Genomic DNA, 24443 nt, shown 5'->3' with positions numbered 1-24443 from the left:
ATGCGTGATAACGCCCGTCGTCTGCTTACGCTACTGACCGTCATCCTGGCCCTGTGGCTGGCGCTGGGCTTCTGGCCGCTGTCCATCGGCAACCAGGTGATCGTCAGTCTGTGCATCCTGCTGGTGGGCGGCGCGGCGCTCTGGCGTCAGCGTCGCCGGGCAGTCAGCCGTCAGCGATCGGAAATCGTCCTGCCGCCCGAGGATTTTCAGGGGGCAGTGGTTCTGGTCTGCGGGGATACCGACAGTCTGTTTCCCGGGCGTTCGGCGCACTGCGAAACCCGTCACGGCTGGTATCTACGGGGAGACAGCGCGGAGCAGTTGCCGCGGCTGGCGCAGTACCTGGCGGCGGCGCGTCCGGCGCTGGTATCGCAGGTTTCCGTGCTGCTGGCGGTGGTACCGGAGCACCACCCCTCCGGGGAGCACCTGGTGCAGTCGCTGTGCGACTGGCGGCGGAGTATTGTTCAGTGCCGAACCTGGTTAAACGGTCTGCCGCCGGTGTGGAGCGTGTTCTGGGTGACGCCGCCTGGCGGCCAGGCAGCGGAAAGCCGCTGGTTTACCGTCACGCCGGATCGGCCTGGTCTCCAGGTGCGGCAGAAGGGACAAGCGCCCCAGTCGATTGCCGACTGGCAGCGAGAGGGCAGCTCAGCCTCACGCCTGCATCAGACGCTGTGGCTGGAGAGCATTCTGGCGTTGGCAGAAAACGTTCTTGTCCGGCCACTGAGCACTCGCCAGGCGGAACTTTCGCCGTTGGACCTGTGCGCCATGGGCATCTGCCTGACGCCGGTGACGGCGGTGGCAAATAACCTCTGGCAGCAGCAAATCGCCGGGATCACCACGCTCTCCCCGGGCAACGCCGCGGCGCCAGGTCCTCACCCGCTGCCGGATCTTCTTCTGTCGTCACTGCCGCACCGCCACGGGGTCAGCCGCCGGATGCGCGCTGCCGGTCTTGCCGCTGGCATGGGCTTCCTCTTTCTGGCGCTGGCGATGCTGGCTTCCTTTATCAACAACCAGCGCCTGGTGCGCAGCGTCGGCGATCATCTGGCGGTGTATCACCGCCTTAGCGGCGCGCCGCCGACGCCGAAGCTGCAGGCGCAGCAGCGTCTGCGTGCCGACAGCCGCCTGCTGGATGACTGGCTGCGCCGGGGAGAGCCGCTGCGTTACCGGCTGGGGTTGTATCAGGGATTGCGGCTGATCCCCTTCGTGGAAGCCGCGATCAATGACTGGGCGCCGCCCCCGCCGCCGCGTCCGGTCATTAAGCAGGTTGTGCAGGGGCCGCAGACGATCCGCCTCGATAGCATGGCGCTGTTCGATACAGGCAAATCGACGCTGAAACCGGGTTCGACAAAGCTGCTGGTGAACTCGCTGCTGGGCATTAAGGCGAAACCCGGCTGGCTGATCGTGGTGGCAGGCCATACCGACAGCATCGGCAACGATAGATCCAATCAACAGCTCTCTCTGAAGCGTGCCGAGGCGGTCCGCGACTGGATGCGCGATACCGGCGATGTGCCGGAGAGCTGTTTTGCGGTGCAGGGCTACGGCGAAAGTCGTCCTGTCGCCAGCAACGAGACGCCAGACGGGCGGGCGCAAAATCGCCGGGTGGAGATCAGTCTGGTCCCGCAGAAGGACGCCTGTCTGACGCCGGGCACGGCTAATACCTCAGGAGCCGGGGCTGACGCCTTAAAAAACGAAACCGAGTAATCCGCGACCCCGAACGAGGACGGTGAACAATAACAATCTGCCTGCCTGACCCTGTGCGCTACGGGTTCCTGATAAACAGGAAACAGCGATGGGCGGTAGCGTGCCTGCAGCCAGTCAATCTTGTCGGCAAAGCGGGGCCTCTGCGGGGATGAAGCGCAGGAAAGGGGATGGATAAAGGAGATCAGCATGGATAGCGCTAAGGACAGTGCCAGAGAAATGCTGGCAGCGTTAAACGTTGAAGGTTCCGGTTTCTGTGTGCTTTTTTATTTCTCAGTAAGTGAAAATAAATATCCCTGGGGTTGCCTTTTAGTAATGAAACTCCTGGTGGGGTATCTGATATATCGATATGCACTTAAATATATTTATGATGAATGAGATGATTATCATTAAACAAAATTAAACCGTATGGCCTGTTAATCGATGTTTGATGGTCACTACTGCGGAGTAAAACAGGAATATAATGGATACCTCTTCAATAATTACCGGCACCACCCTTAACCGTTACCAGCTGGATATTCCTTCATGTACTGCATCGCTGGATGTGGAAGAATTCAGCGGTGCAGAAAAACTCAGTGAAACGTATCTCTGGACAATTTATTTCACCAGCACGGATAAAAATATCGACGCCAGCCAGTTACTGAGCAAACCGGCGACGCTGACGATGGGCGGCGGCATATTACAGAGCCTGACCGAATGCAAACGGGTGCATGGCGTGGTCACGCATTTTGAGCGTATCAGTGGCTCTGCTGACCAGGCAGAGTACATGATAACCCTCGAACCCTTCCTCTCGCTGCTGGACAAACAGTTCCGCACCCATCGTTTCTTCGTCAATAAATCGGTGCCGGAAGTGGTGGAGCAGGTTTTGCAGGAACACCACCTGCATGACTGGGAGTATGAGTTTAATCTCAAGCAACACTATCCGCGGCGCGAGCAAATTAATCAGTATCAGGAGAGTGACCTGGCGTTTATCCAGCGCCTGCTGGCAGAGGTGGGGATATTTTATTTCTTCACCCTGCAGGAAGAGGCCCAGAGCGAAGTGGTCCACTTCGCCGACGCGCAGCGGGCGCTGATGTTCGATAAGACACTGCCGGTTAACAGCCCGTCCGGGATGAGCGACAGCGGTGCGAAATCAGTGTGGGGGCTGAATGTCTCCCATAACGTGGTGGAGGCGGGCGTCATCACGAAAGATTACAACCACCGTACCGCGCAGAGCATTCTGCAGTCAGCCCCGGCGGATATGACGCGGGGGGACGGCGAAGGAAATACCTATGGCGAGGTGTATCACTACAAACTGCGCCACCAGGAGCGGGGCGATAAAATCGACCCCACGGCGGAAACGGCGAACTTTTACGCCCGCCTGGACCACGAACGTTTTCTGGCGAACCAGACGCTGATAACCGGCGTCAGCACCGACGCGACGCTGGCGCCCGCCCAGGTGCTGACCCTCACCGACAGCCTGCCGCCGACCCTGCCGGCGCCATTACAGGAGCCGGTACTCATCACCGGAACCGGTTTTACCGCCAGTCGCAGGAACGCCCTGCGGGTGACAATACTGGCGGTGCCGTACAGCGAAACGGTGTGCTGGCGTCCGCCGCTGCTGCCGCGTCCGAAGGTGACCGGCACGATGACAGCGCGGGTGACCAGCGCGAAGGCGAATGATATCTACGCCTGGCAGGATGCGTCCGGGCTGTACCGGGTGATGTTCGACGCCGACCGGGATGATAAAAAGCAGGGCCAGGAGAGCATGCCGGTGCGGCTTGCCAAACCCTACGGCGGCGATGTGTACGGCTTTCACTTCCCGCTGATTCAGGGAACGGAAGTGGCGATAGCGTTCCACGAAGGCGACCCCGACCGCCCGTATATCGCCCATGCGCTGCACGACTCGCGGCATGTTGACCATGTGACGGAAAAGAACAGTACGCGCAACGTCATCAGAACGGCGGGGCTGAACAAGCTGCGGATGGAGGACAAGCGCGGCGAAGAGCATATCAAGCTCAGCACCGAGTACGGCGGCAAGACGCAGCTGAACCTGGGGCATAATGTGGATGCTCAGCGAGCGCTCCGTGGGGAAGGTTTTGAGCTGCGTACTGATGAGTGGGGGGCGATACGCGCCGGGAAAGGGATATTTATTACTGCGGACAGTCAGCCTGAAGCACAGGGGAAGACATTGGATATGGCTGCGGCACATTCTTTACTGGCGCAAGCCCTTAGCCAAATGGAATCACTTTCACAGGCAGCATCAGCGGCAAAAGCACAGCTTCTGCAATATGAACAACAACAGGCATTGATGGAAGAGAAGCTACTTACATTAAAGCAGGCTGTATTGCTGGCAAGTGCACCCGAAGGTGTTGCTTTAGCCAGCGGTGGTCATTTTCAGACGACTGCAAGTGAAAATATCTATATTACGGCAGGGCAACGTATTGAATTGGGGGCAAATAATAATATTTGCCTGGCTGCATCTAAAAAAATATCAATTTTTACTGAGGATGAAGGAGTCGAGACGATTGCCGCAAAGGGAGATTTGGTGTCGCAGTCTCAGTCAGGAAATATTGAAACAATCGCTAAACAGAATATCTCTTTGGTCAGTACAACAGAAAATATTACTTTGACAGCAGCAAAAACTTTGACATTGGCTTGTGCTGGTGGTGCGTATGTTCGTCTGTCCGGGGGGAATATAGAGTTAGGTTGTCCTGGTGATATTATGATGAAACAAAGTAAGCTTCTCTATAGTGGTCCGGCGTCTTTGCAATCAAATATTCCAGAACTACCCGATAGTGGCCCACACGCAATGAGTTTTATGTTGCTGGACGCTTTGGGTAATGCTGCACCATCTGTTATGAAAGTGAGTCTTTTCGATAGTGAGTCAAAAGAAAAAATATGGGACTCTGCTTTTAATGATGGAGAGTCGGGATGTTTTGAACAACCTGAAAGTAAAAATTTTCAGGCAATAATTGGCGATGACAAATGGACGAGTCTTTTTTCTTATGATGATAACTACGAGATTGAGGATGAGATTGATGATGATCTGGATCTTGGTGAGCATGGTCCGCAGTATGATGGTGAACTAAACGAACAAGATAAGGAATAGCTATGGAACAGTATACCGTTCAGAAGGGTGACAGCCTGTGGAAAATCAGTCGTAAATTTGGCATTGATATCAATGAACTTGCCAGTATTAATGGACTTCACACTAAAGCAGAGCGACATATTATCCAACCCGGACAGATATTAAATTTACCATCAAAAGATAAAGTCTATGATACTCAATTGACGTTGAGGATCTGCGATCTTGCCTGGCGTCCGCTCAAAAATGCAAAAGTCAGACTCACTTTCGATGGCAGGACGTATGAATACGTAACCGATGGGACTGGTGTTATGGCAGGTCTGCTTATTGAAGATAGTACCAAAGGTATAAAGGTTGAATTACAACATTTGAATAAGAAAGAATATATTCTGATAGCCAACCATAAAAAATTACCGCTGGGAACGTTAACTCTGCGGATATCATCCAGAGAAATGATAATAAAAGGAAGTACCAGAGTTAAACAAGGTACCCAGCAATCGAGCAAACGACAGGAAAAAGAAAAGGCGAAACAAAGAAATGACTCATCTGCTTCCAGCCCATCAGAAAGTAGAACAACAGAAAACCCGACTCCTTCTGTAAATCAAACCACCAGAACTGAAGGTGGTGCTCCTACCAGTGTGAGTAATATTGGTAATGTTAGTGAAGGGTTACGCCTTCCTCCAGAGGCAGAACAATATCGAGATTATATCATTGAAACAGCTAAAAAATATGATTTCCAGCCAGAGGGACTTGCTGCATTAATTTATGCAGAGTCAAGATGGAAAGCAAATGCGACCAATCCTACTGGTTCGGGAGCGGTAGGGTTAGGACAGTTTAAACCTGATACATGGTTATCTTACTGCGCTAAACCTGAATCTAAGGTTTATCAGTTTATAACAGAAAAATACTCATACCAAAAATTAATATATAGAGATAATAAACTTTTTGGCGAGTCAGGTGACGGAACTATAACGGAAATCGATACAGATACTGTTTTATCTTTACGGGTTAATGCAGAATACAATATTGATATGATTGGATTGTATGATCGAAAAGGGATTGACTCACTTAGTTTAAAGTTATCAGCAGTTAGTGCTCTTGAATCAGATGAATTAGTTAAAATAGCTTACCTTGTTCATATGAATGGGGCATTTGGCGCATATGACATTATTATGAATGGGAAAGAAACTCCTGGAAAAGGCGAAAAAATCCCCACTAATATTGTTTTCTATAACCGACTAATTGGTAATTTAAAAGATAATGAGATGAGAATTAGGTATTATTCTATTGATAGTACATGGAGGACCGCTTTTGTTGCATGGATGGTCAATTATTTCGATTCAATTATCGTACCTGATCATTACCGAATTGAACCGAAGATGACAAATTACTCCACCAAAGATATTATTCAGAAACTTAATTCTACGTACATTATAAATACGGATTTACCTCCAGTAACTCTTACGAATTCGCAGCCAAGAAGTACCCCATCGAATTCGCAGCCAAGAAGTACCCCATCGAATTCGCAACCAAGAAGTACCCCATCGAATTCGCAACCAAGAAGCACCCCATCGAATTCGCAGCCAAGAAGTACCCCATCAAATTCGCAGCCAAGAAATACCCCATCTCCTTCTGTAAACGTTGAGGGGAATACATGGAGTAACCCACTTTCTGTGTGCCGGATTCGTACTCATGCTCTTCCTCGAGTCCGTAGTGCTACTTTTAAGGGATGGAGAACTCGCTCTAATGGACGTCGTTATCAACACCAGGGCTTGGATATAGAAGCTGCACCAAACACACCAATATTTTCAGTAGCAGATGGTCGCATCGCTTTTATAATTGATCCTCCTCGTAGTGATTATGGCAGACAGTTGTGTATTATTGTTCAGGTTGACGATCTTCCACTAGAGAAGGCGTTGCTTTGTAGATGTAATGATAGTGAAATTAGTGAGGTTTATTTTTTCTACGCCCATCTGTCTGCAATTCATTCTGGTTTAGAGAGGGGAGACCATGTACGTTGTGGTGAATTATTGGGAGAAACTGGTTGCACAGGTAATGCCAATGGAATGATCAGTATAGCTTTAGGTGCTCATCTCCATTTTGAAGTTAGAGTAAAAAAGAGACCTGGTCCTGGTATAGCAAACAGGCTTGATCCTGCTCCTTTCATCGATGGGTTTAATTATCCTTAATAAGAAAATGAGAAATGAAAATTTTTATTAAATATTCTTTCATGTCGCTTTTATTTTTAGAAGCAGCAAGCTTACAAATCTGTTATGCGTCAGATAACTCAGTATCCAGTGTCAACTCGGATACAAATTCCATGACATTATCGGAGATTTTTTCAAGACAGGAACAACAACGTGTTGATGAGGAATATCGCGGTGATTATCGTAATTACAAAAATAAGCAAAATAATTTACCTGATTCTCAGAGGAGCAAAGTTTTTTCAAGTAATGAATATTGGTTGGTAAATAAAGAACAGGATCTATGGCTTGGCTTGTTTGATGGAAAAAATATCAAAGTGCCAGCAAACTATTACAAGGACATTCCTAATGGTGGGTATCATCAACAACGAATATTAAGAGTTAAAAGAAAGGGTAAAATTTCACAGTTTCTATTGGAACGTGAAACTAATAATTACCCATCTAAATGTCTCAGTGTAATAAATAATATAGTTTTTGACTCTTCATCATATACATATTTTTACTCTGGATGTACTAGTTTTAGTTTTGAACCTAACTCAACCCGCCATAGCATATTATATGATATTTTACTATATGATAAAATATATGATACGATAATTGTGCTTGATTCAATTCCTTATTCAACTCCTGAAGATCTTAAATATATAAAAGAATCTTTGGTGTCAATAAATGGATACTATCGGTATGATGCGCTTGACGTTGCATTTAGAATAATCGCAAAAGATCAGATCGTTATTGTTGACCCTGACACAGGCAAAGCTTTACCTAAGGTACCAAAAACTGATGACAATGGGAAAATCATCTTGATTAATGGAAAGCCAGTAATGGTTGATGATCCTGATGGCTATAATCCTGTCATTTTAAAAAGACTTCCTGAAGTCACTATTGTTGATTAATATCTTTATCAATTATTTTGATTATCCATAGGATGGTAAATCATGAAATATTTTGTTTTATTTTATTTTTTGATATCAACACAATTTGTCCATGCTAGCGATAGAAATGATGAGATATTCTTTTCCGAGAGTGACCCTAGAAATCTATTAGATCGAGATGCAGACGAAAGACATCATGATCAATTTATTTATTTTAAAACAACTCAAAACAATCTCCCCGATATAAAGAGGAATAAATCTTTATTTTACAATCAGTATTGGTTGATAAATAAAAAACAAAATTTATGGATAGGCTTTTTTGATGGAAAAAAATAAAAGTACCTGCTGGGATTTATTCAAATCTATCAGAGGATAGTTATCAATCGCAGCAGGTAATTAGAATAAAAGGAAATGGAAAAATATTACAGTTTTTATTGCCATCAGCAGTTGATGGATATCCAAACTCTTGTCTTGAAAAGAATGATAAGATAATGAAAGACGATCAGTTTTATATATATTTTTATTCGGGCTGTACATATGACTCACTTCAGAGGAACTCAATCAAGCATGACGGGCATTATGATATTTTACTTTACGATAAGAAATTTAATACATTAGTTAAATTGGATTCAATTCCTTATTCAATCCCTGAAGGTCTTAAATATATGAGTGAGTCTTTGGTATTAAAAAATGGATACTATAGGTTTGATTCTGCACAGGGGGCATTTAAGATAACAAGAAAGGATCAGATAGTTATTGTTGACCCTGACATAGGCAAGGATTTACCTAAGATACCAAAAACTGATGACAATGGGAAAACCATCTTGATTAATGGAAAACCAGTAATGGTTGGTGATCCTGATGGCTATAGACCTGTAATTTTAAAAAGACTTTCCGAAGTTATTATTGTTAATTAATTTTTAATTTGGATAAATGAAACATACAAATATATTTGTACGACGGGAATACTTATGGCATGGCTACAATTGAGTCTGTCGTACATTTTCACTTTGAAGCAGGAAGAATTGAAAGACTTAAATATCCGTGTGGAATAGTGCTACACTTTTGGCTATTCCTTTCAGGACAAGGTATTGAGGGTATCTTCTCCGCTAAACGCCGGGCAACTCTACATGCCAATAAATGGCAAGTGTAGCGGTATTAGATTCAATCATTAATACGAGAGAGGTTTGACTGTATTGTTCCGGTATCATTTATTGATGAATTCAATTATCCTTAAGGAATTTATGATGACTAAATTAATTAAATTCTTGATATTCTGCTATATAATAATATCGCCATTAACTCAAGCAGAAACTATATCTTCTGGTCGCGTTGATGATCAGTCATGGCAAACTCGTCAAGAAGCTTTTGATCGAGAGCAACATGAAAATTATATAGAATTCAAAGTTAAACAAAATAATCTTCCTGATAATCAAAGATCAAAGCTATTAACAACCAATGAATATTGGTTGGTAAATAAAAAACAGGACTTATGGATTGGGATATTTGATGGGAAATATGTAAAAATACCCGCAGGTACTTATGTTAATATTCCTGGCGAAACGTTATTTCCAGAAAGCATAATTCGAATAAAAAGAGGTGGTAAAATATCTCAATTTTTATTACTAAATAGTAATGGTAAATATCCATCCGTTTGTGTCAATCGAAGAGATGGGATATTGTTTGATGCTCAGGATTATATGGTTTTTTATACTGGATGTGCCCGTGGTGATAAATTATACTCTAAAAAATTAGGCATTTTTTATAATATACTATTTTACAGTAAGACGTTTGATACAATATTGCAGCTTGATGAATTTCCTGATTCGGCATTGCAGGGAGATAGTATCAGCGTTTTCAAAAAATCGGTTGAAAAGGTTAGAGATTATTATATCGATTACAGTATTGAGTCAGCATTTAAGTTTACAGGTTCAGATCAGGTTATTGTTGTTGATAAAAAAACTGGAAAACCCCAGGAAAAGGTACCAGAAATAGATGATAACGGAAGTCCTGTCATGAAAAATGGAAAACCAGTTATGATTGATGATCCAGATGGATTCCAACCTGTCATTTTAAAAAGACTTCCTGAAGTCACTGTTGTTGATTAATATCTCTATTAATTATTTTGATTACCCATAGGGGATAAATCATGAAATATTTAGTTTTATTTTGTTTTTTGATATCAACACAAATTGTTCGTGCTAGCGATAAAAATGATGAGATATTCTCTTCCGAGAGTGATTTTGGAAGTCTATTAGATCGGGATGCAAATGAAAGATATCATGATCAATTTATTGATTTTAAAAAAAAGTCAAAATAACCTCACTGATAGTGAGAGAACAAAGATGTTGTTTCAAAATCAATACTGGTTGATAAATAAAAAACAGGACTTATGGCTTGGCTTTTTTGATGGCAAAAAAGTTAAAATCTCCAAAGGTATTTATCCAGATATAAATATTGATTCATATCTGCCACAACAAATCATTAGGATTAAAAAGGGCGGTAAACTATCTCAGTTTATTATAAAAAGCACTGAGGTGAACAGCTATGAATATCCTTTACACTGCTATAATAAATTTGATGCTGTATTACTTGATAAACCTGATTATCTGCTATCTTATTCAGGGTGTACAAATATCAGTCCGGGAAAGGATGGACGTCGAGGTACCTCATATAACATCCTGTTTTATAGTAAAACATTTGATACGTTAGTTTCTATAAATGAATTTACTTCCTCTGCAATAATTGATAATAAGTTGCATGCTGCTTTCCTCAAAAGTAAAGAAGATTATTTTGTTTATGAAAAAAACAATATTGCATTTAGAATCAATGGAAAGGATAAAGTAGAAGATGTGAATCCCGATACAGGATTGCCATTAAATAGGGATGATAGTTCTGAGGATGCTGATGGTGTTCTGGTGTTACCGCTTGAAAGACTTCCTGAGATAAACAATAAATAAAAATGGTTATGATATGAAAAAAACTATCTGTGTAGGTGACAAAACATCTCATGGTGGATCTGTTTTAACGGGCTCACCTCAGATCACCATTGACGGCAAATCTGTGGCACGTAAATCTGATCTTGTCTCCTGTCCGACACATGGTTTGAATAATATAAGTGAAGGGGATGAAAACCATTGCGATAATGGATTAGCTATTGCATTAGAGGGACATCGCTGTGCGTGTGGTGCTATTCTTATCTCTTCTGGTTCGCGTGTTTTAAAGGAATAGAATTATGCCAGTAAATATCTTTGATATTCCATTAGCAGAAAAAGCAGCTCAAAAAAAATTGCCATTATGGATTGATGCCGTAATTTCTGTTTGCATAGTGGTGGTATATATATATGTTTTTTTAGTTTATTTCCCTCAGTATTTATCAAAAAATAGCTTCGCTTTTTGGACTGAATTATTGCTGGTACCACTACTTTTTTGTGGAGCTGTATTTTTTTTCAGAATTATACTTTGGGATAATGAGGATATTGAGGTAACCAACTGGAATGAAACTCGCTCCACTTATTATCAGGAGTTGCTTCAAAAAGGAAGGGTTAATCTTGATATTATTGAGTTACAGGTCAGATTACCTGATTTAAACGGGAAAGTGGTTGATGTGGCAGGCAATTCTTTGTTGCCCGTTCGTTACACACCAAAATCCACACATATGTCCAGGTACCTTACTTTTAATTCGTCAGTAAATGAATTAAAAAGCGGTAGTCAAATACAGCAAAGAAACGTTCATTTATTTAATGAAATCATGGGGGAGTTCATTAATGATATTCATATGCATATAACTATTTTACCTAAGCATGCCAGAATAAAGGTAGTGTGTGTTCTTCATGATAATTTAAAATCTTTGATGGAAAAAATTTGGCAAGTTCGGTTTGAGAATGTATTTCCGTTAGCGAATGTTGAGTTTAGCAATAATCTATCAGAATCTATTGATAGCTGGTTAGACAGATCTTCTGATGAATATATTATTCTCATCGCTGCCAGTTTTCATGGTGTGGAATTATTTTATGATAAAATTGATAATAAATCTGAATCTGTAATGTTTTTATTTGGAAAATTAAAAAATGATGACGAAGGTGGCAACAACTCATCTTTAGGATCTCTTTTTCGTCCAGAATACGACTGGCCGGGGATAGATAAGTCACTAATTTGGGGTGGTGCTAATGATGGGGAGAAATTATCCGGTGTTGTATATTCCGGGTTGAATGAAGAAGAGCTAAAAAAGCTGGTGTTAAAAACCACAGACTATATGTCTGAAAGTGCACTTTCGTCGTATACCTACGTTGATTCAGGCAACTATGTATGTTTATGCCCGCCGCTTACCGAATTTTTACAATTGAATTATGTAAATGAATATCTTCTTCCTGGAAAATATTTGTTTGTAAATAAAAATGATGACCTCTTAATCTCTCATTTCTTTAATTCGGCTGCCAGTGGTAAAGGTGTGCTATAGCATGAAAAGTTTCATTATCAAATTTTCTGGCATTTTTTTTGTTGCTATTGTTACGGCTATTTTACTTCTGATTTATTACTTATGGGGGCCATCTTTAGGATGGACAGCACCAGCAGAAAAATTTGGCATACTCTGTACTATTTTTTCTGGTCCGGTTTTCCTCTCTTTATTGCTTGTAAGTCGGCGCTCACTTGTTGTGTTTGCATCAAGACTGCGTTTTTTTCGTCAGTTAAATGATAAACAGGGCGCTCGATCAAACAATAGCGTTCATTTAAAACAGGTGGCAGTAAATAAGAAATTAATAACCGAATTACAACAAGCCCTGCGACACATTTACGGTAATTTCTGGCCCCGCAAACTCCGCATCCTGCTGATTACCGGCAGCATCGCCGACGTCGAACAGCTGACCCCAAAACTCACCCAGGAACTCTGGCAGGAAGACCGGGGGACATTGCTGCTGTGGGGCGGCGACCCGGCGGCACCGGTGGACGCCGCCTGGTTCGCCGCGCTGCGAAAGCTGCGCCGTCGCCCGGCGGACGGTATGGTGTGGGTGACCTCCGCTTTTGACTCTGTTCCCGGTGCGGATGGCGATATGCCCGCCGCATCACTCACTTCTGATGCGACGGATGCGCTGGCCCATGCCCTGAGCGGTCGTTATGAGGCCCTGGGCTGGCGGCTGCCGCTGTATGTCTGGTCGCTGCACGGGCGCGGCGGGGAACAGGCTGGCCGGACAACCCAGCCGGTGGGCTGCCTGCTGTCAGCGGGATGTGCGCCTGACGCGCTGGCCCGCCAGCTGAACGGGCTGATACCGGCGCTCACCGCGCAGGGCATTCAGCAGATTTGCGACAGACCGCAGCATCATTTTCTGCTCACCCTGGCCGACCAACTGACCCGCGGGCCGGAAAGCCTGACCGGTCCCCTGTCCGTGCTGCTTAATCCGTACCGTCCGCTGCCGCTGGCGGGGGTGGTGTTCAGCGCCCCCTCTGCCGGGGCGCAGCGCAGCGTTGCCCACCACTGGAGCCGGGATAACCGCTGGGACGCCATCCCGGAATCCCCGCTGGCGTTACCGGCAGGCCTGCGTGCGCGTAAACCGGGCGTCAGCGGGGCGCAGATGGCGGGCGTGAGCATTGCGGTGCTGATGGCGCTGTGGGCCGCCTCAATGACCGTCTCCTTTATCACTAACCGCAGCCAGGTGGCGCAGGCGCAGCAGCAGGTTCAGCCGCTTTCAGCGGAGAAACAGCCGCTGACGGTCCGTCTGCATGCCCTGTCTGAACTGCAGAAAACCCTTGCCCGGCTGGAATACCGGTCACAGCACGGAGCACCCTGGTACCTCCGCGCTGGCCTCAGCCAGAATGATGACCTGCTGGCGGCGCTTCTGCCGCGCTATGGCGAAAGCGCCTTACCGCTGCTGCGTGATGCGACGGCGCGCCATCTGGAAGGGCAACTGAACACCTTTGTGCAGCTTCCGCCGGACAGTCCGCTTCGCGAGAAGAGGGCAAAAACGGCTTACGACCAGTTAAAACTGTACCTGATGCTCTCGCGCCCTGAGAGGATGGACGCGTCCTGGTTTGCCACCACGCTGATGCAGGACTGGTCGCAGCGCTCAGGCATCGCCGACGCCGTCTGGCAGGGCAGCGGCCCTTCGCTACTGGCATTTTACGCTGCCAGCCTGGCGTCGCATCCGCAGTGGCGTCTGCCTGTCGATGACGGTCTGGTCAGCCAGGCGCGCACACGGTTAATTCGCCAACTGGGCCAGCGCAACAGTGAGTCCACGCTTTATCAGAAGATGCTCGCGCAGGTGGCGAATCAGTATGCGGACTTGCACCTGGCGGACATGACCGGCGACACCGACGCGTCGCGCCTGTTCACCACCGATGAGGTGGTGCCGGGGATGTTTACCCGTCAGGCCTGGGAGCAGGCCGTACAGCCGGCCATTGAGAAAGTGGTCGCGGAACGCCGCGATGAAATGGACTGGGTGCTGAGCGACGCGAAGCAGCCTGCCGCGCAGTCGGCGTCGCCGGAAGCTTTGCGAGTCCGGCTGGCGGAGCGTTATTTCGCTGATTTCAGCGGCGCCTGGCTGGATTTTCTCAACAGCTTACGCTGGCAGCGCGTGGAGACCCTCTCCGATGCCATCGACCAGCTGACCCTGATGGCCGATGTGCGCCAGTCGCCGCTGGTGGCGCTGATGAACACCCTGAGCATGCAGGGGCGAACCGGCCAGACCGGGGAAGCTATTGCCGATTCGCTTGTCAAATCAGCGAAAAATCTGTTTAACCGCGACGGGCAGTCCGCCATCGACCAGCAGGGTGGCGTGCGCGGTCCTCTGGATGCCACCTTCGGGCCCGTACTGGCGCTGCTGGACAATCGCGACGGCGGGGCGTCCACCAGCCGTCTTAGCCTGCAGACCTTCCTGACCCGCGTCACCCAGGTGCGTCTGCGCCTGCAGCAGGTCACCAACGCCACCGACCCGCAGGCGATGACGCGCCTGCTTGCGCAGACGGTGTTCCAGGGCAAGGCTGTGGATCTAACCGAAACGCGCGACTACGGCAGCCTGGTGGCGGCGGGACTGGGCCAGCAGTGGAGTGGTTTTGGGCAGACGCTGTTTGTTCGCCCGATGGAGCAGGCCTGGCAGCAGGTGCTGACCCCGGCGGCGGAAAGTCTCAACGCCCAGTGGCGCAGCGCGGTGGTGGAGGACTGGAATAGCGCTTTTGGCGGTCGCTACCCCTTTAAAAATACCAGCAGTGAAGTCTCTCTCCCGCTGCTGGCAAAATATCTCAATAGCGAGACCGGACGCATCGCCCGCTTTCTGCAGACCCGGCTGAACGGCGTGCTGCATAAAGAGGGGAGCCGCTGGATGGCGGACAGTATCAATGCCCAGGGGCTGACGTTTAACCCGGCCTTTCTGCAGGCGATGAATACCCTGAGCCATCTCTCCGACGTCGCGTTCGCCAACGGCGAAGCGGGATTGCATTTTGCGCTACGCCCCGGCACCGCGGATGGCGTGATGCAGACGGAGCTGGTCATCGACAGCCAGAAACTTGTCTACATGAACCAGATGCCGGCCTGGCGGCGGTTCAGCTGGCCCGCCGATACCGAAGCGCCGGGCGCCAGTCTGAGCTGGATCAGCACCCGGGCGGGCACCCGCCAGTATGCAGATCTTCAGGGGGCCTGGGGCTGGATCCGCCTGCTGGATAAGGCGGTGGTCAGCGCTTACCCCGGAACGAGCAGCAGCTGGAGCCTGAGCTGGAAAGCGCCGGATGGTCTGTCGCTGAACTACACCCTGCGCACCGAGTCGGGGGAAGGACCGCTGGCGCTGCTGGCCCTGCGAAACTTTACGCTACCGGAGACGATATTCAGCGTGCGCGCGCCTGCTGAGCGTGTTCCGCTGACCGACGATATACCCGGCGAAGAGGGATACTGAAACCGCCTCCCTCACTGATTGGCGTTGACCTGCGACGCCGGGCCGCCTCTGCTCATGGCCCCCGGCGGTAAACGAATCTGCCCGCGCAGCCATGCTGCGTGTCTCCCTGAAGACGAATAATGGAATAGTCATAATGGACGATTTAACCCTGCGATATTTTGACGCTGAAATGCGCTACCTGCGTGAGGCGGCAAAAGCGTTCGCGCAGGCTCACCCCGACCGGGCGGCGATGCTGGATCTCGATAAAGCCGGTACGCCGGACCCTTACGTTGAGCGCCTGTTTGAAGGCTTTGCCTTTTCCGTAGGTCGCTTGCGCGAAAAAATTGATGATGATCTGCCGGAGCTGACCGAGGGGCTGGTCAGCATGCTGTGGCCGCACTATTTGCGCACCATTCCGTCGTTATCGATCGTGGCGCTGACCCCAACGCTGCCGGCGATGAAGATGGTGGAAACGGTGCCCGCCGGGTTTGAAATAAGCTCCCGCCCACTGGGGCCGAAAAATACCGTGTGCCGGTACCGAACCACCCGCGATCTGACGCTTAACCCGCTGGCGATAGAGGAGGCGGTGATGATGGCAGAGCCGGACGGACGTTCGGCCCTGCGGCTACGATTCGCCTGTAGCGAGCTGGCAGACTGGTCGCAGACCGATCTCCGCCGCCTGCCGCTGTACCTGGGGGAAGACGCCGTTACCGGCAGCGCTCTTCATCTTTGGCTGACCCGACGCCACGCCGCGCTGTACCTGCGCCTGCCAGGGCAGGCGGAGCGGGTAAGTCTGGACGGCTATTTTTCGCCGGGGGGATTTAGCGAGGAGGATCGTTTATGGCCGAAGGGGGAGAGCGCTTTCAGCGGCTATCAGTTGCTGCTCGAGTACTTCACCTTTCGCGAAAAATTTATGTTCGTGCAGCTAAATGGTCTGGAAAACATGACGCTACCGGCGGGGATAGCGCATTTCACGCTTGAGGTGGTGTTCAGCGAGGTCTGGCAAAGCGATTTGCCCGTCAGCGCAAGCAGCCTGCGCCTGCACTGTGTGCCGGTGATTAACCTGTTTACCCTCGAGGCCGATCCGTTGACCATCAGCGGGCTGGAGAGCGAATACCTCCTGCGTCCGAAGCGCCTGCAGGACGGGCATACTGAAATCTATTCTGTCGACAGCGTGACCGGCTCTGGGCGCACCGGGGAGGCACGCTATGTGCCTTTCACCAGCTTTCGTCACCAGGGCGGGATGATGCGTCGCCATGCGCCGGAACGCTACTACCACACCCGCGTCAAACGGGGCGTCACCGGCATGCACGATACCTGGCTTATCCTCGGCGGACAGCAATGGGAGGCTGACCGGGCGCTGGCGCGGGAAACGGTCTCCTTGCGCATCACCGGCACTAACGGCCAGCTGCCGCGCCGGGCGCTACAGAGCACGCTGCTGGATCGCTGTGAGTCGATATCAGCCACGCCGCTTACCGTCCGTAATCTCTGTAAACCCACGCTGCCGGCATATCCCCCGGCGGAAGACCGCTACCACTGGCGGGTCATGAGCCATCTGGGCACCCGTTTTCTCAACATGATGAGCAGCGCCGAGGTACTGCGCGGTACGCTGTCGCTCTACAACTGGCGGGAGGATGAGCTCAATAACCGTCGTCTGGACGCTATTCTGGCGGTCAGCCATCACCGAATTCAGCGTTTCGAACAGGGATTCCTGCTGCGCGGGCTGGATATCGAAGTGACGCTCGACGGCAGTGGATTTACCGGCATGGGGGATGTCCATCTGTTTGGCGACATGCTCAACCGCTTTTTCGCGCTGTATGCCGATATGAATCAGTTCAACCAGCTAACGCTCATTGTTCAACCTGAAGGAAAATGTATCCGGTGGAAAGAGAATCACAGTCTGCGCCTGCCCGGCTGATGGCGCAGCTCCGGCCTCAGTTGCCGTACATGAATTTTTACCGCTTCTGCCAGTTGCTGGAGGAGAACCATCCGAAGGCGCCGATCATCGGCAGCGGCTGGCTGGTGGGTGATGAACCCATACGCTTTCGCCCGCATCCGGGGATGGGCTTCCCGGCCGGCGAAATCCGTGGAATGGACGATCCTGACCCGCCCCGGCCGCCGGCGGTGCGCGTTGCTTTTATGGGTCTCTACGGCGTGGAATCCCCGCTACCGACACACTATAGCGATGACATTGCGCAACGCCGTGAAGGCGTCGAGGCGACCGAGGATTTTCTCGATATCTTCAACCATCGACTAATCGCCCAGTATTACCGTATCTGGCGCAAATATTCCTACCCGGCAACCTTTCGGGCGGGTGGCACGGACAACACCTCGCAGTATCTGCTGGGCCTGGCGGGGCTGGGCATACCGGGATGTGCCGCTGTCGCCGCAGCGCCGCTGTCGCGATTTCTGGCGCTGCTGCCGGGGATGATGTTGCCGGGGAGATCCGGGGAAGGCATGGAGGCGCTGGTGGCGCTCCTGGCTCCGGGGACCCGGGCGACGGTGTACCACCACGATCCCTGCCGGATCCCCTTGTCGCAGCCGTTAGCGATGAGCGTCCGCCAGCCGGTTAGCCTGCAACACAGGCCAGTGATGGGAACTCACGCTACGGATGTGAACGGTCAGGTGTTGCTGCAGCTGGCGACGGAAAAGCCTGATGAGGTCCGCGGCTGGCTGCCCGGCGGCGAACTGTTCAGCGACCTGATGGCGCTCCTGCACGTCTGGCTCGGATCTCATCTCGACGTGCGGCTGCAGCTTTGCGTCGCCCGCCATTTACTGCCGGATGCGCAACTTTGCTGCCAGCAGGCGCATGCCGTCCAGCTCGGGAGAACGGCTGTGCTGCAACCGCTGGATGCGCAGAAGCAGGCTGACGACAGGATCACGATTTATCTGGGGCGCTATCAGCGCGTCCGGGAAAACCTCCACCGCAGGGAGAGCGATGAAGATGGCGATTACCGCAGTTAAACCCTCTGCCACGTTACTGGCATTCTTCATGGTCACCCTCTTAACCGGCTGCGGCCTGACGCAGACCGTGAAAGACGGCGCCGTTTCCGTGACCCAGTCCATTTTTTACCCCCAGGTGAAAACGCTTCATCTGGATCTTCGCGCCCGGGAAGGCGTGAATAACAACGCCAAAGGCGCCTCCCTGGCGACGGTGGTGCGTATTTACCAGCTGAAGGACCGGCAGGCGTTTGACAATACTGACTACCCGTCGCTGTTTACCGGCGATGGCCAGGCGCTGCAGGCGGACCGGGTGGCGGAAAAAGATATTCGCCTGCGTCCGGGCGAATCGGTGACCGTTGATATGCCCATGGAAACCAGCGCGCAGTTTGTCGCTGTGGCGGCCATGTTTATCGATCCAGACCTGACGCTAAATAGCTGGCGGCTGGTGCTCACCCGGGACGATCTCGACCCGGCGAGGCCGCGCATTATCGAAGCCAGCCAAAATCAACTGACGCTGCACCCGCTTAAGGAGAAGTGAAATGCCTCGTCCCTCCCTGTACGACATCCTCTACGGCAATTTCGCCGGCGGGCTGGACCTGAACAACGTCAGCGAAACGGATCAGGTCATCCTGTCGGTGCTCGATAACATGCAGCGCATCCTCAACTGTCGGGCCGGAACGCTGGCGCATTTGCCGGACTACGGCCTGCCGGATATGACCGCTATCCTCCAGGGCATGCCGGCGTCGGCGCATCAGCTGATGAGCACGCTGTCGGCGGTGTTGCTGAAATACGAACCGCGCCTGCAGCGGATCGCGGTGGTGATGCTCGATCAGGATGCGCCCGGCGAACTGCGCTATGCCATTGATGCTGAGCTGAAGGATATCGGTCTGGTACGTTACGGTACAGAGTTTATGCCTGAAGGCAGGGTGTTGATCCGCCACCTTAAACGTCAGCAGTACCTTGACGCCCGCTCCGCCCTCTAATCTCTCGCTGAAAGACATCATGATGACAACACATAAAGACCGCCGCTATAAAATCGGTGGCGACCCACGCACGCTGGCTGATTTTATTGCCCTGCGTGCGGAAATGAACAAGCTCAGCCACCCGGCGCGGCCGGATATTAACTGGCCGTATGCCGAGCAGCTTGCCCGTGCGCTGCTGGAGCATCACGGCGCGGATCTGCAGACTGTCGCCTGGTATACGCTGGCCCGCGCCAGGCTGGACGGCCTGGCAGGGATCAACGAGGGGCTATCGCTGCTGGAAACGCTGCTGGCCCACCAGGGTAAAAACCTGTGGCCGCAGACGCTCCCGGCCCGCACCGAGATTTTCCGCACCCTGAGCAAGCGGCTGCGGCAGGTGATCCGCACCCTGAACCTCACCCCGGACGATCTTGCGTCGCTTAGCCAGGCTGAGTGTTCGCTGCAAACCTTCGACGCGGTGCTCCAGCGCCTTGAGATCGCGCCTGAAAACCCGCTGAGTGACCTGCGGGCGCTGCTGCGCAGCACGGCAACCCGCTTCGAGAACCTCGACCCTGCGCCAGCGCCTCCCGTCGCGCCGCCGGTGGTGATGTCTGAGGCGGCACTTCCCGACGCTCTGGTCAGCGAAGAGGATGCTGCGAAGGCTGAGCCAGCGCCAGAACGACAACGTAGACCAGAGGCTGAGCCGCTGGCTCCGTCTTCACCAGCAAAGCGGCCCGCGCCAGGGATGGCATCGACTCCGGTCGCCGCGGCGCGCTGGAAGCCATTTATCGCCGGAATGGTCACCATGCTGGCGGTGTCGGGCATCGCCGTCGGTGGATGGCTGGCGCTGCGCCAGACCGATTTGCCGCCAACTGTGATGACGCAACAGGCCGGGCCGCTAGCGGACCTCCCGGGGGCATCTCCCCACGCGCCGGTCGATCTGCGCCAGGCGCAGCGCCAGCTTGACGATCTCGCCCGCCTGGCGCCGGACTGGGCGATAAGCTACGGCGACCGGCTGGTCCAGCTTGCCCTGAGCCGCTGGCCGGAACAGGCAAAGCCCCTGGCGCAGCAGTGGCAGCGGCAGCTAAGCGCTGCGGCATTGCCCGCGGAAAACCTCACCGGCTGGGCGGAGGGCATGCGTCAGCTGCAACGGCTCGCCGGTCAGCTCAATGCCCTCGACGAGCAGAAGGGGAAGTACCTGACGGTGAGCGAACTGAAAACGGCGGTGTTTGCCATTATGCAGTCGCTTAACCGCGCCGTTCCGCTGGAAGAGCAGCTGCGCGAGCTGGCCGCGCTCCCCGCAGGTCAACCCTGGCCAGCCGCCCGCGGCAGTCTCGCCGAACTGCATCTGCAACAGCTGATCGTGGAGTATGCCCTGCTGAAGCGAAAACAGCCGGCGCCACCGCCCGCTGCGCGACCCGCAACCGGTGGGCCCTCGGTGAGTGAGGCGGTGAAATAAAGTGTGCGCATGGCAACATTTTCTTTACATCATGATTGCAACAACTCTTCGTCCTTCGTAGTCTGAAAATGATTTAAATATACCGTTTATGTTTATATTGAAAATTTTATTTCAAACCCTGAGGGCATGCTATGAAGCACTGTAAAATCATCCTGTTAGTTGGCCTTCTGGCCAGTTCCGCTTCGGCATTGGCGGAAAAGATCGGCGTCTCGATGGCTTACTTCGATCAAAACTTTCTCACCATTATTCGTCAGTCCATTGAGAAAGAAGCTCAAGCCCGCCAGGTCGAGGTGCAGTTCGAAGACGCCCGCGGCGACACCGGACGCCAGGCCGATCAGGTGCAGAGCTTCATTGCCTCCGGCGTGGACGCGATCATCGTTGACCCCGTGGACTCCGCCAGCACCCCGCAGCTGACGAAGATGGCGCAGCAGGCCAGGATGCCGCTGGTGTATGTGAACCGGACGCCGGGGGATAAAACGTTACCGCCTGGCGTGGTGTTTGTCGGTTCGGACGAGCGGGAGTCCGGCACATTGCAGATGGAAGCGCTGGCGAAGCTGGCGAACTACAAAGGCAACGTCGCCATCATGATTGGTAATCTCACCGATGCCGGCGCGCTGCAGCGCACCAGGGACGTAGAGCAGGTGGTGGCCAAATATCCGGCGATGAAAGTGGTGCAGAAACAGCCGGCCAACTATTCCCGCAGCGAGGGAATGGATCTGATGCAGAACTGGACAGGCAACGGGGAAGCGATTGATATTGTGGCGGCGAACAACGACGAGATGGCGATTGGCGCGGCGATGGCGCTGGAGAAGAGCCAGAAGAAGCTGCTGATCGGCGGCATCGACGCCACGCCGGATGGGCTGAAAGCGTTGGCCAGCGATAAGATCCAGGTAACGGTTTTCCAGGATGCCGTTGGTCAGGGCAAAACGGCCTTAGCGGTGGCGTTGAAGCTGATTAAAGGAGAAAAAGTCGAGTCCCATGTCTGGATCCCGTTTGAGTTAGTGACCAAAGAAAACATGCAGACCTATGTGGAAAAGAGTCATTAACGGCAAGGCAGAAATGTTCGAACTTTGCTGATAAAACCGGGCTGAGAATATGACGCCCGGGCAACGAAACCGGAGGAAAAGAGATGGCAACGGCAAAAAGCGGCTACACGCTGCAGGTGATAAAGGCAGGGCAGCAGGGGTATGTTGAAATGAGGTGGGGGCATCTCGCGGAAGTTGATACGCGCGTGGCGGCGGCGACCATCGCGCAGCATATCGGGCGACCCTCGTCTGCGGCGGATCCGCAGGAGATCAGCCTGTCGCTGACCAATGCCGCCAGCGGCATCTCGGTGGAGCTTCATCACCCGGCCTCAGGAGAAAGCGCCAGCCCGGCTTTTATTGAGGACGAGTTAAAAAAGATTGTGCAGATCGTTGATGGCTACGAGGCGGCAGAAGAGACCCATATCGTGGAGTAGCGCGCCGCCTTGCGCACACGAAAAAAATCCACGCCGGAGCGTGGATTTTTTATTACTCGATGGCGGCAGAAACGCCAGCCAGCGGGATTAGACATTGAACAGGAAGTTCATCACATCGCCATCTTTCACGATGTAGTCTTTACCTTCAGCGCGCATTTTACCGGCTTCTTTCGCGCCCTGTTCGCCTTTGTAGGCGATAAAGTCTTCATAAGCGATGGTCTGCGCGCGGATAAAGCCTTTTTCGAAGTCGGTGTGGATCTTACCGGCTGCCTGCGGCGCGGTCGCCCCGACCGGGATGGTCCATGCGCGAACTTCTTTCACCCCTGCGGTGAAGTAGGTCTGCAGGTTCAGCAGGGCGTAGCCAGCGCGGATCACGCGGTTCAGGCCCGGTTCTTCGAGACCCAGCTCAGCCATAAACTCATCACGCTCTTCATCGTCCAGTTCGGCGATGTCCGCTTCAACCGCGGCGCACACCGGCACCACTACAGACCCTTCCTGCTCGGCGATAGCGCGAACCTGATCGAGGTATGGGTTGTTCTCGAAACCGTCTTCGTTGACGTTCGCGATGTACATGGTTGGCTTGAGGGTCAGGAAGCTCAGATAGCGGATGGCCTCTTTCTCTTCTTTGGTCAGATCCAGCGCGCGCAGCATACCGGCGTTTTCCAGCTGCGGCAGGCATTTCTCCAGCGCGGCCAGCTCAACTTTCGCGTCTTTATCGCCGCCTTTGGCTTTTTTGGAGACGCGGTGAATCGCGCGCTCGCAGGTATCAAGGTCAGACAGCGCCAGCTCGGTGTTGATAACGTCGATATCTTCCGCCGGGTTCACTTTACCTGCCACGTGAATGATATTGTCGTTTTCAAAGCAGCGAACCACATGGCCGATAGCTTCAGTTTCGCGGATGTTGGTCAGGAACTGGTTGCCGAGACCTTCGCCTTTGGACGCGCCTTTCACCAGGCCCGCGATATCAACGAACTCCATGGTGGTCGGCAGGATACGCTGCGGTTTGACGATTTCAGCCAGCTTGTCCAGACGCGGATCGGGCATCGGTACGACACCGGTGTTCGGCTCAATGGTACAGAAGGGGAAGTTGGCCGCTTCAATACCCGCTTTGGTGAGCGCATTGAACAGGGTGGATTTGCCGACGTTGGGCAAACCGACGATACCGCATTTGAATCCCATGATTTAAATCACCTTAATCTTTGGATAATCAATCTGTTATCAGGAACAGATTGCAGAAAATTGAATAGCTTTGCCTATTATACACGGTGCGCGGCAAAAATGCCGCACGACAACGGCTTATTGCGCCTTAAAGGCGTGTAAACGGTTGGTCGCTTTAGTGAGACCATCCTTTAACCAGATTTCCGTACAGCGCGCCGCTTCGTCGACGGCATCATCAATCAGTTTCTGCTCGCTGGCCGGTGGTTTGCCGAGGACAAAGCCGACAACCTTGTTTTTGTCGCCCGGATGGCCGATCCCGACGCGTAAGCGGTGAAAGTTCGGGTTATTGCCGAGCTTGCTGATGATGTCTTTCAGACCGTTGTGGCCGCCATGGCCGCCGCCAAGTTTAAATTTCGCCACGCCCGGCGGCAAATCCAGCTCATCATGGGCAACCAGAATTTCGTCCGGGTTGATGCGATAAAAGGTCGCCATCGCGGCCACGGCTTTACCGCTAAGGTTCATAAAGGTGGTGGGCACCAGCAGGCGAACATCCTCGCCCGCCAGGTTGATGCGCGAGGTATAGCCGAAGAATTTGCTCTCTTCGCGCAGCGGCGCGCGATGGCGATCCGCCAGTAAATCCACATACCAGGCGCCAGCGTTGTGCCGGGTGGCGGCATATTCCGCACCGGGGTTGGCCAGGCCGACAATCAGTTTAATGGTCACGTTTTCTTTCCTGCATGGGGCATTCTCTGCCGCGTAGTGTAC

The 24443-nt window shown here is 51.7% G+C and carries 20 protein-coding genes and 1 pseudogene; 19 read left to right on the top strand and 2 right to left on the bottom strand.

The features are described from left to right. The 19 genes and pseudogenes from ABLU95_RS00825 (at position 1) to ABLU95_RS00735 (ending at position 22520) form a co-directional block, all read left to right on the top strand. Complete coding sequence (locus ABLU95_RS00825; protein ID WP_065881236.1) at positions 1–1698, top strand: OmpA family protein; 1698 nt, start codon at positions 1–3, stop codon at positions 1696–1698. Positions 1699–1884: 186 nt separating this feature from the next. Continuing rightward, positions 1885–2008, top strand: a pseudogene (locus tag ABLU95_RS00820) (hypothetical protein). Between the two features lie 150 nt (positions 2009–2158). Continuing rightward, positions 2159–4786, top strand: coding sequence for a type VI secretion system Vgr family protein (vgrG, locus tag ABLU95_RS00815; RefSeq protein WP_065881238.1), 2628 nt, complete (start codon positions 2159–2161; stop codon positions 4784–4786). 2 nt (positions 4787–4788) lie between these two features. Beyond that, a complete protein-coding gene (locus ABLU95_RS00810; RefSeq protein ID WP_348878611.1) occupies positions 4789–6951 on the top strand; it encodes a LysM peptidoglycan-binding domain-containing protein in 2163 nt (720 codons plus the stop codon). A gap of 14 nt (positions 6952–6965) precedes the next feature. After that, the gene (locus tag ABLU95_RS00805) at positions 6966–7862 is read left to right on the top strand and encodes a hypothetical protein (protein WP_165454427.1); all 897 of its coding nucleotides are present in this window, start codon (positions 6966–6968) and stop codon (positions 7860–7862) included. A gap of 42 nt (positions 7863–7904) precedes the next feature. Then, complete coding sequence (locus tag ABLU95_RS00800) at positions 7905–8177, top strand: hypothetical protein (RefSeq protein ID WP_241516491.1); 273 nt, start codon at positions 7905–7907, stop codon at positions 8175–8177. A gap of 155 nt (positions 8178–8332) precedes the next feature. After that, a complete protein-coding gene (locus tag ABLU95_RS00795) occupies positions 8333–8758 on the top strand; it encodes a hypothetical protein (RefSeq protein ID WP_130941552.1) in 426 nt (141 codons plus the stop codon). Positions 8759–9085: 327 nt separating this feature from the next. After that, complete coding sequence (locus ABLU95_RS00790; RefSeq protein ID WP_223822573.1) at positions 9086–9949, top strand: hypothetical protein; 864 nt, start codon at positions 9086–9088, stop codon at positions 9947–9949. A gap of 162 nt (positions 9950–10111) precedes the next feature. Further along, a complete protein-coding gene (locus tag ABLU95_RS00785) occupies positions 10112–10801 on the top strand; it encodes a hypothetical protein (protein ID WP_348878608.1) in 690 nt (229 codons plus the stop codon). A 13-nt stretch (positions 10802–10814) separates the two neighbouring features. Then, on the top strand, positions 10815–11072 hold the full coding sequence (locus tag ABLU95_RS00780; RefSeq protein ID WP_065881245.1) for a PAAR domain-containing protein: 258 nt from the start codon (positions 10815–10817) through the stop codon (positions 11070–11072). A 4-nt stretch (positions 11073–11076) separates the two neighbouring features. Then, a complete protein-coding gene (locus ABLU95_RS00775) occupies positions 11077–12300 on the top strand; it encodes a hypothetical protein (protein ID WP_241516490.1) in 1224 nt (407 codons plus the stop codon). Position 12301: 1 nt separating this feature from the next. Further along, complete coding sequence (locus ABLU95_RS00770; RefSeq protein ID WP_348878606.1) at positions 12302–15721, top strand: ImcF-related family protein; 3420 nt, start codon at positions 12302–12304, stop codon at positions 15719–15721. A 133-nt stretch (positions 15722–15854) separates the two neighbouring features. Then, positions 15855–17618: a type VI secretion system baseplate subunit TssF gene (gene tssF, locus ABLU95_RS00765; RefSeq protein ID WP_241516488.1), complete on the top strand. Its 1764-nt coding sequence runs from the start codon at positions 15855–15857 to the stop codon at positions 17616–17618. A gap of 29 nt (positions 17619–17647) precedes the next feature. Then, positions 17648–18664: a type VI secretion system baseplate subunit TssG gene (tssG, locus tag ABLU95_RS00760; RefSeq protein ID WP_168381036.1), complete on the top strand. Its 1017-nt coding sequence runs from the start codon at positions 17648–17650 to the stop codon at positions 18662–18664. Next, complete coding sequence (gene tssJ / locus ABLU95_RS00755; RefSeq protein WP_192870649.1) at positions 18645–19181, top strand: type VI secretion system lipoprotein TssJ; 537 nt, start codon at positions 18645–18647, stop codon at positions 19179–19181. The genes tssG and tssJ overlap by 20 nt, the downstream gene beginning before the upstream one ends. 1 nt (position 19182) lies before the next feature. Beyond that, entirely contained in the window at positions 19183–19626 is a 444-nt protein-coding gene (tssE, locus tag ABLU95_RS00750; RefSeq protein WP_048297773.1) for a type VI secretion system baseplate subunit TssE, read from the top strand. 19 nt (positions 19627–19645) lie between these two features. Then, the gene (locus ABLU95_RS00745) at positions 19646–21061 is read left to right on the top strand and encodes a VasL domain-containing protein (RefSeq protein ID WP_241516487.1); all 1416 of its coding nucleotides are present in this window, start codon (positions 19646–19648) and stop codon (positions 21059–21061) included. A 131-nt stretch (positions 21062–21192) separates the two neighbouring features. Next, positions 21193–22107, top strand: coding sequence for a sugar ABC transporter substrate-binding protein (locus tag ABLU95_RS00740; protein WP_085550978.1), 915 nt, complete (start codon positions 21193–21195; stop codon positions 22105–22107). Between the two features lie 83 nt (positions 22108–22190). Next, positions 22191–22520, top strand: coding sequence for a DUF1869 domain-containing protein (locus ABLU95_RS00735; protein WP_241516486.1), 330 nt, complete (start codon positions 22191–22193; stop codon positions 22518–22520). Between the two features lie 87 nt (positions 22521–22607). Here the strand turns inward: ABLU95_RS00735 and ychF are convergent, their stop codons facing one another. Together ychF and pth are read right to left on the bottom strand one after the other, a co-directional pair. After that, a complete protein-coding gene (gene ychF, locus ABLU95_RS00730; protein ID WP_002910443.1) occupies positions 22608–23699 on the bottom strand; it encodes a redox-regulated ATPase YchF in 1092 nt (363 codons plus the stop codon). Between the two features lie 117 nt (positions 23700–23816). Further along, positions 23817–24401 (bottom strand): aminoacyl-tRNA hydrolase, encoded by a 585-nt coding sequence (gene pth / locus ABLU95_RS00725; protein ID WP_004180389.1) that lies wholly within the window; start codon positions 24399–24401, stop codon positions 23817–23819. Positions 24402–24443: the final 42 nt, after the last annotated feature.

This window comes from Klebsiella sp. GG_Kp146 (assembly GCF_040061975.1).
In the GTDB taxonomy this organism is placed as follows: domain Bacteria; phylum Pseudomonadota; class Gammaproteobacteria; order Enterobacterales; family Enterobacteriaceae; genus Klebsiella; species Klebsiella quasipneumoniae.
This window is presented reverse-complemented; position numbering and strand designations above follow the sequence as displayed.

What these genes read in the sequence shown, in the direction of transcription:
- ABLU95_RS00825 (WP_065881236.1), top strand. Translation starts at nt 1, where the DNA reads ATGCGTGATAACGCCCGTCGTCTGCTTACGCTACTGACCGTCATCCTG.
- vgrG (WP_065881238.1), top strand. Translation starts at nt 2,159, where the DNA reads ATGGATACCTCTTCAATAATTACCGGCACCACCCTTAACCGTTACCAG.
- ABLU95_RS00810 (WP_348878611.1), top strand. Translation starts at nt 4,789, where the DNA reads ATGGAACAGTATACCGTTCAGAAGGGTGACAGCCTGTGGAAAATCAGT.
- ABLU95_RS00805 (WP_165454427.1), top strand. Translation starts at nt 6,966, where the DNA reads ATGAAAATTTTTATTAAATATTCTTTCATGTCGCTTTTATTTTTAGAA.
- ABLU95_RS00800 (WP_241516491.1), top strand. Translation starts at nt 7,905, where the DNA reads ATGAAATATTTTGTTTTATTTTATTTTTTGATATCAACACAATTTGTC.
- ABLU95_RS00795 (WP_130941552.1), top strand. Translation starts at nt 8,333, where the DNA reads ATGAAAGACGATCAGTTTTATATATATTTTTATTCGGGCTGTACATAT.
- ABLU95_RS00790 (WP_223822573.1), top strand. Translation starts at nt 9,086, where the DNA reads ATGATGACTAAATTAATTAAATTCTTGATATTCTGCTATATAATAATA.
- ABLU95_RS00785 (WP_348878608.1), top strand. Translation starts at nt 10,112, where the DNA reads ATGAAAGATATCATGATCAATTTATTGATTTTAAAAAAAAGTCAAAAT.
- ABLU95_RS00780 (WP_065881245.1), top strand. Translation starts at nt 10,815, where the DNA reads ATGAAAAAAACTATCTGTGTAGGTGACAAAACATCTCATGGTGGATCT.
- ABLU95_RS00775 (WP_241516490.1), top strand. Translation starts at nt 11,077, where the DNA reads ATGCCAGTAAATATCTTTGATATTCCATTAGCAGAAAAAGCAGCTCAA.
- ABLU95_RS00770 (WP_348878606.1), top strand. Translation starts at nt 12,302, where the DNA reads ATGAAAAGTTTCATTATCAAATTTTCTGGCATTTTTTTTGTTGCTATT.
- tssF (WP_241516488.1), top strand. Translation starts at nt 15,855, where the DNA reads ATGGACGATTTAACCCTGCGATATTTTGACGCTGAAATGCGCTACCTG.
- tssG (WP_168381036.1), top strand. Translation starts at nt 17,648, where the DNA reads ATGAATTTTTACCGCTTCTGCCAGTTGCTGGAGGAGAACCATCCGAAG.
- tssJ (WP_192870649.1), top strand. Translation starts at nt 18,645, where the DNA reads ATGGCGATTACCGCAGTTAAACCCTCTGCCACGTTACTGGCATTCTTC.
- tssE (WP_048297773.1), top strand. Translation starts at nt 19,183, where the DNA reads ATGCCTCGTCCCTCCCTGTACGACATCCTCTACGGCAATTTCGCCGGC.
- ABLU95_RS00745 (WP_241516487.1), top strand. Translation starts at nt 19,646, where the DNA reads ATGATGACAACACATAAAGACCGCCGCTATAAAATCGGTGGCGACCCA.
- ABLU95_RS00740 (WP_085550978.1), top strand. Translation starts at nt 21,193, where the DNA reads ATGAAGCACTGTAAAATCATCCTGTTAGTTGGCCTTCTGGCCAGTTCC.
- ABLU95_RS00735 (WP_241516486.1), top strand. Translation starts at nt 22,191, where the DNA reads ATGGCAACGGCAAAAAGCGGCTACACGCTGCAGGTGATAAAGGCAGGG.
- ychF (WP_002910443.1), bottom strand. Translation starts at nt 23,699, where the DNA reads ATGGGATTCAAATGCGGTATCGTCGGTTTGCCCAACGTCGGCAAATCC.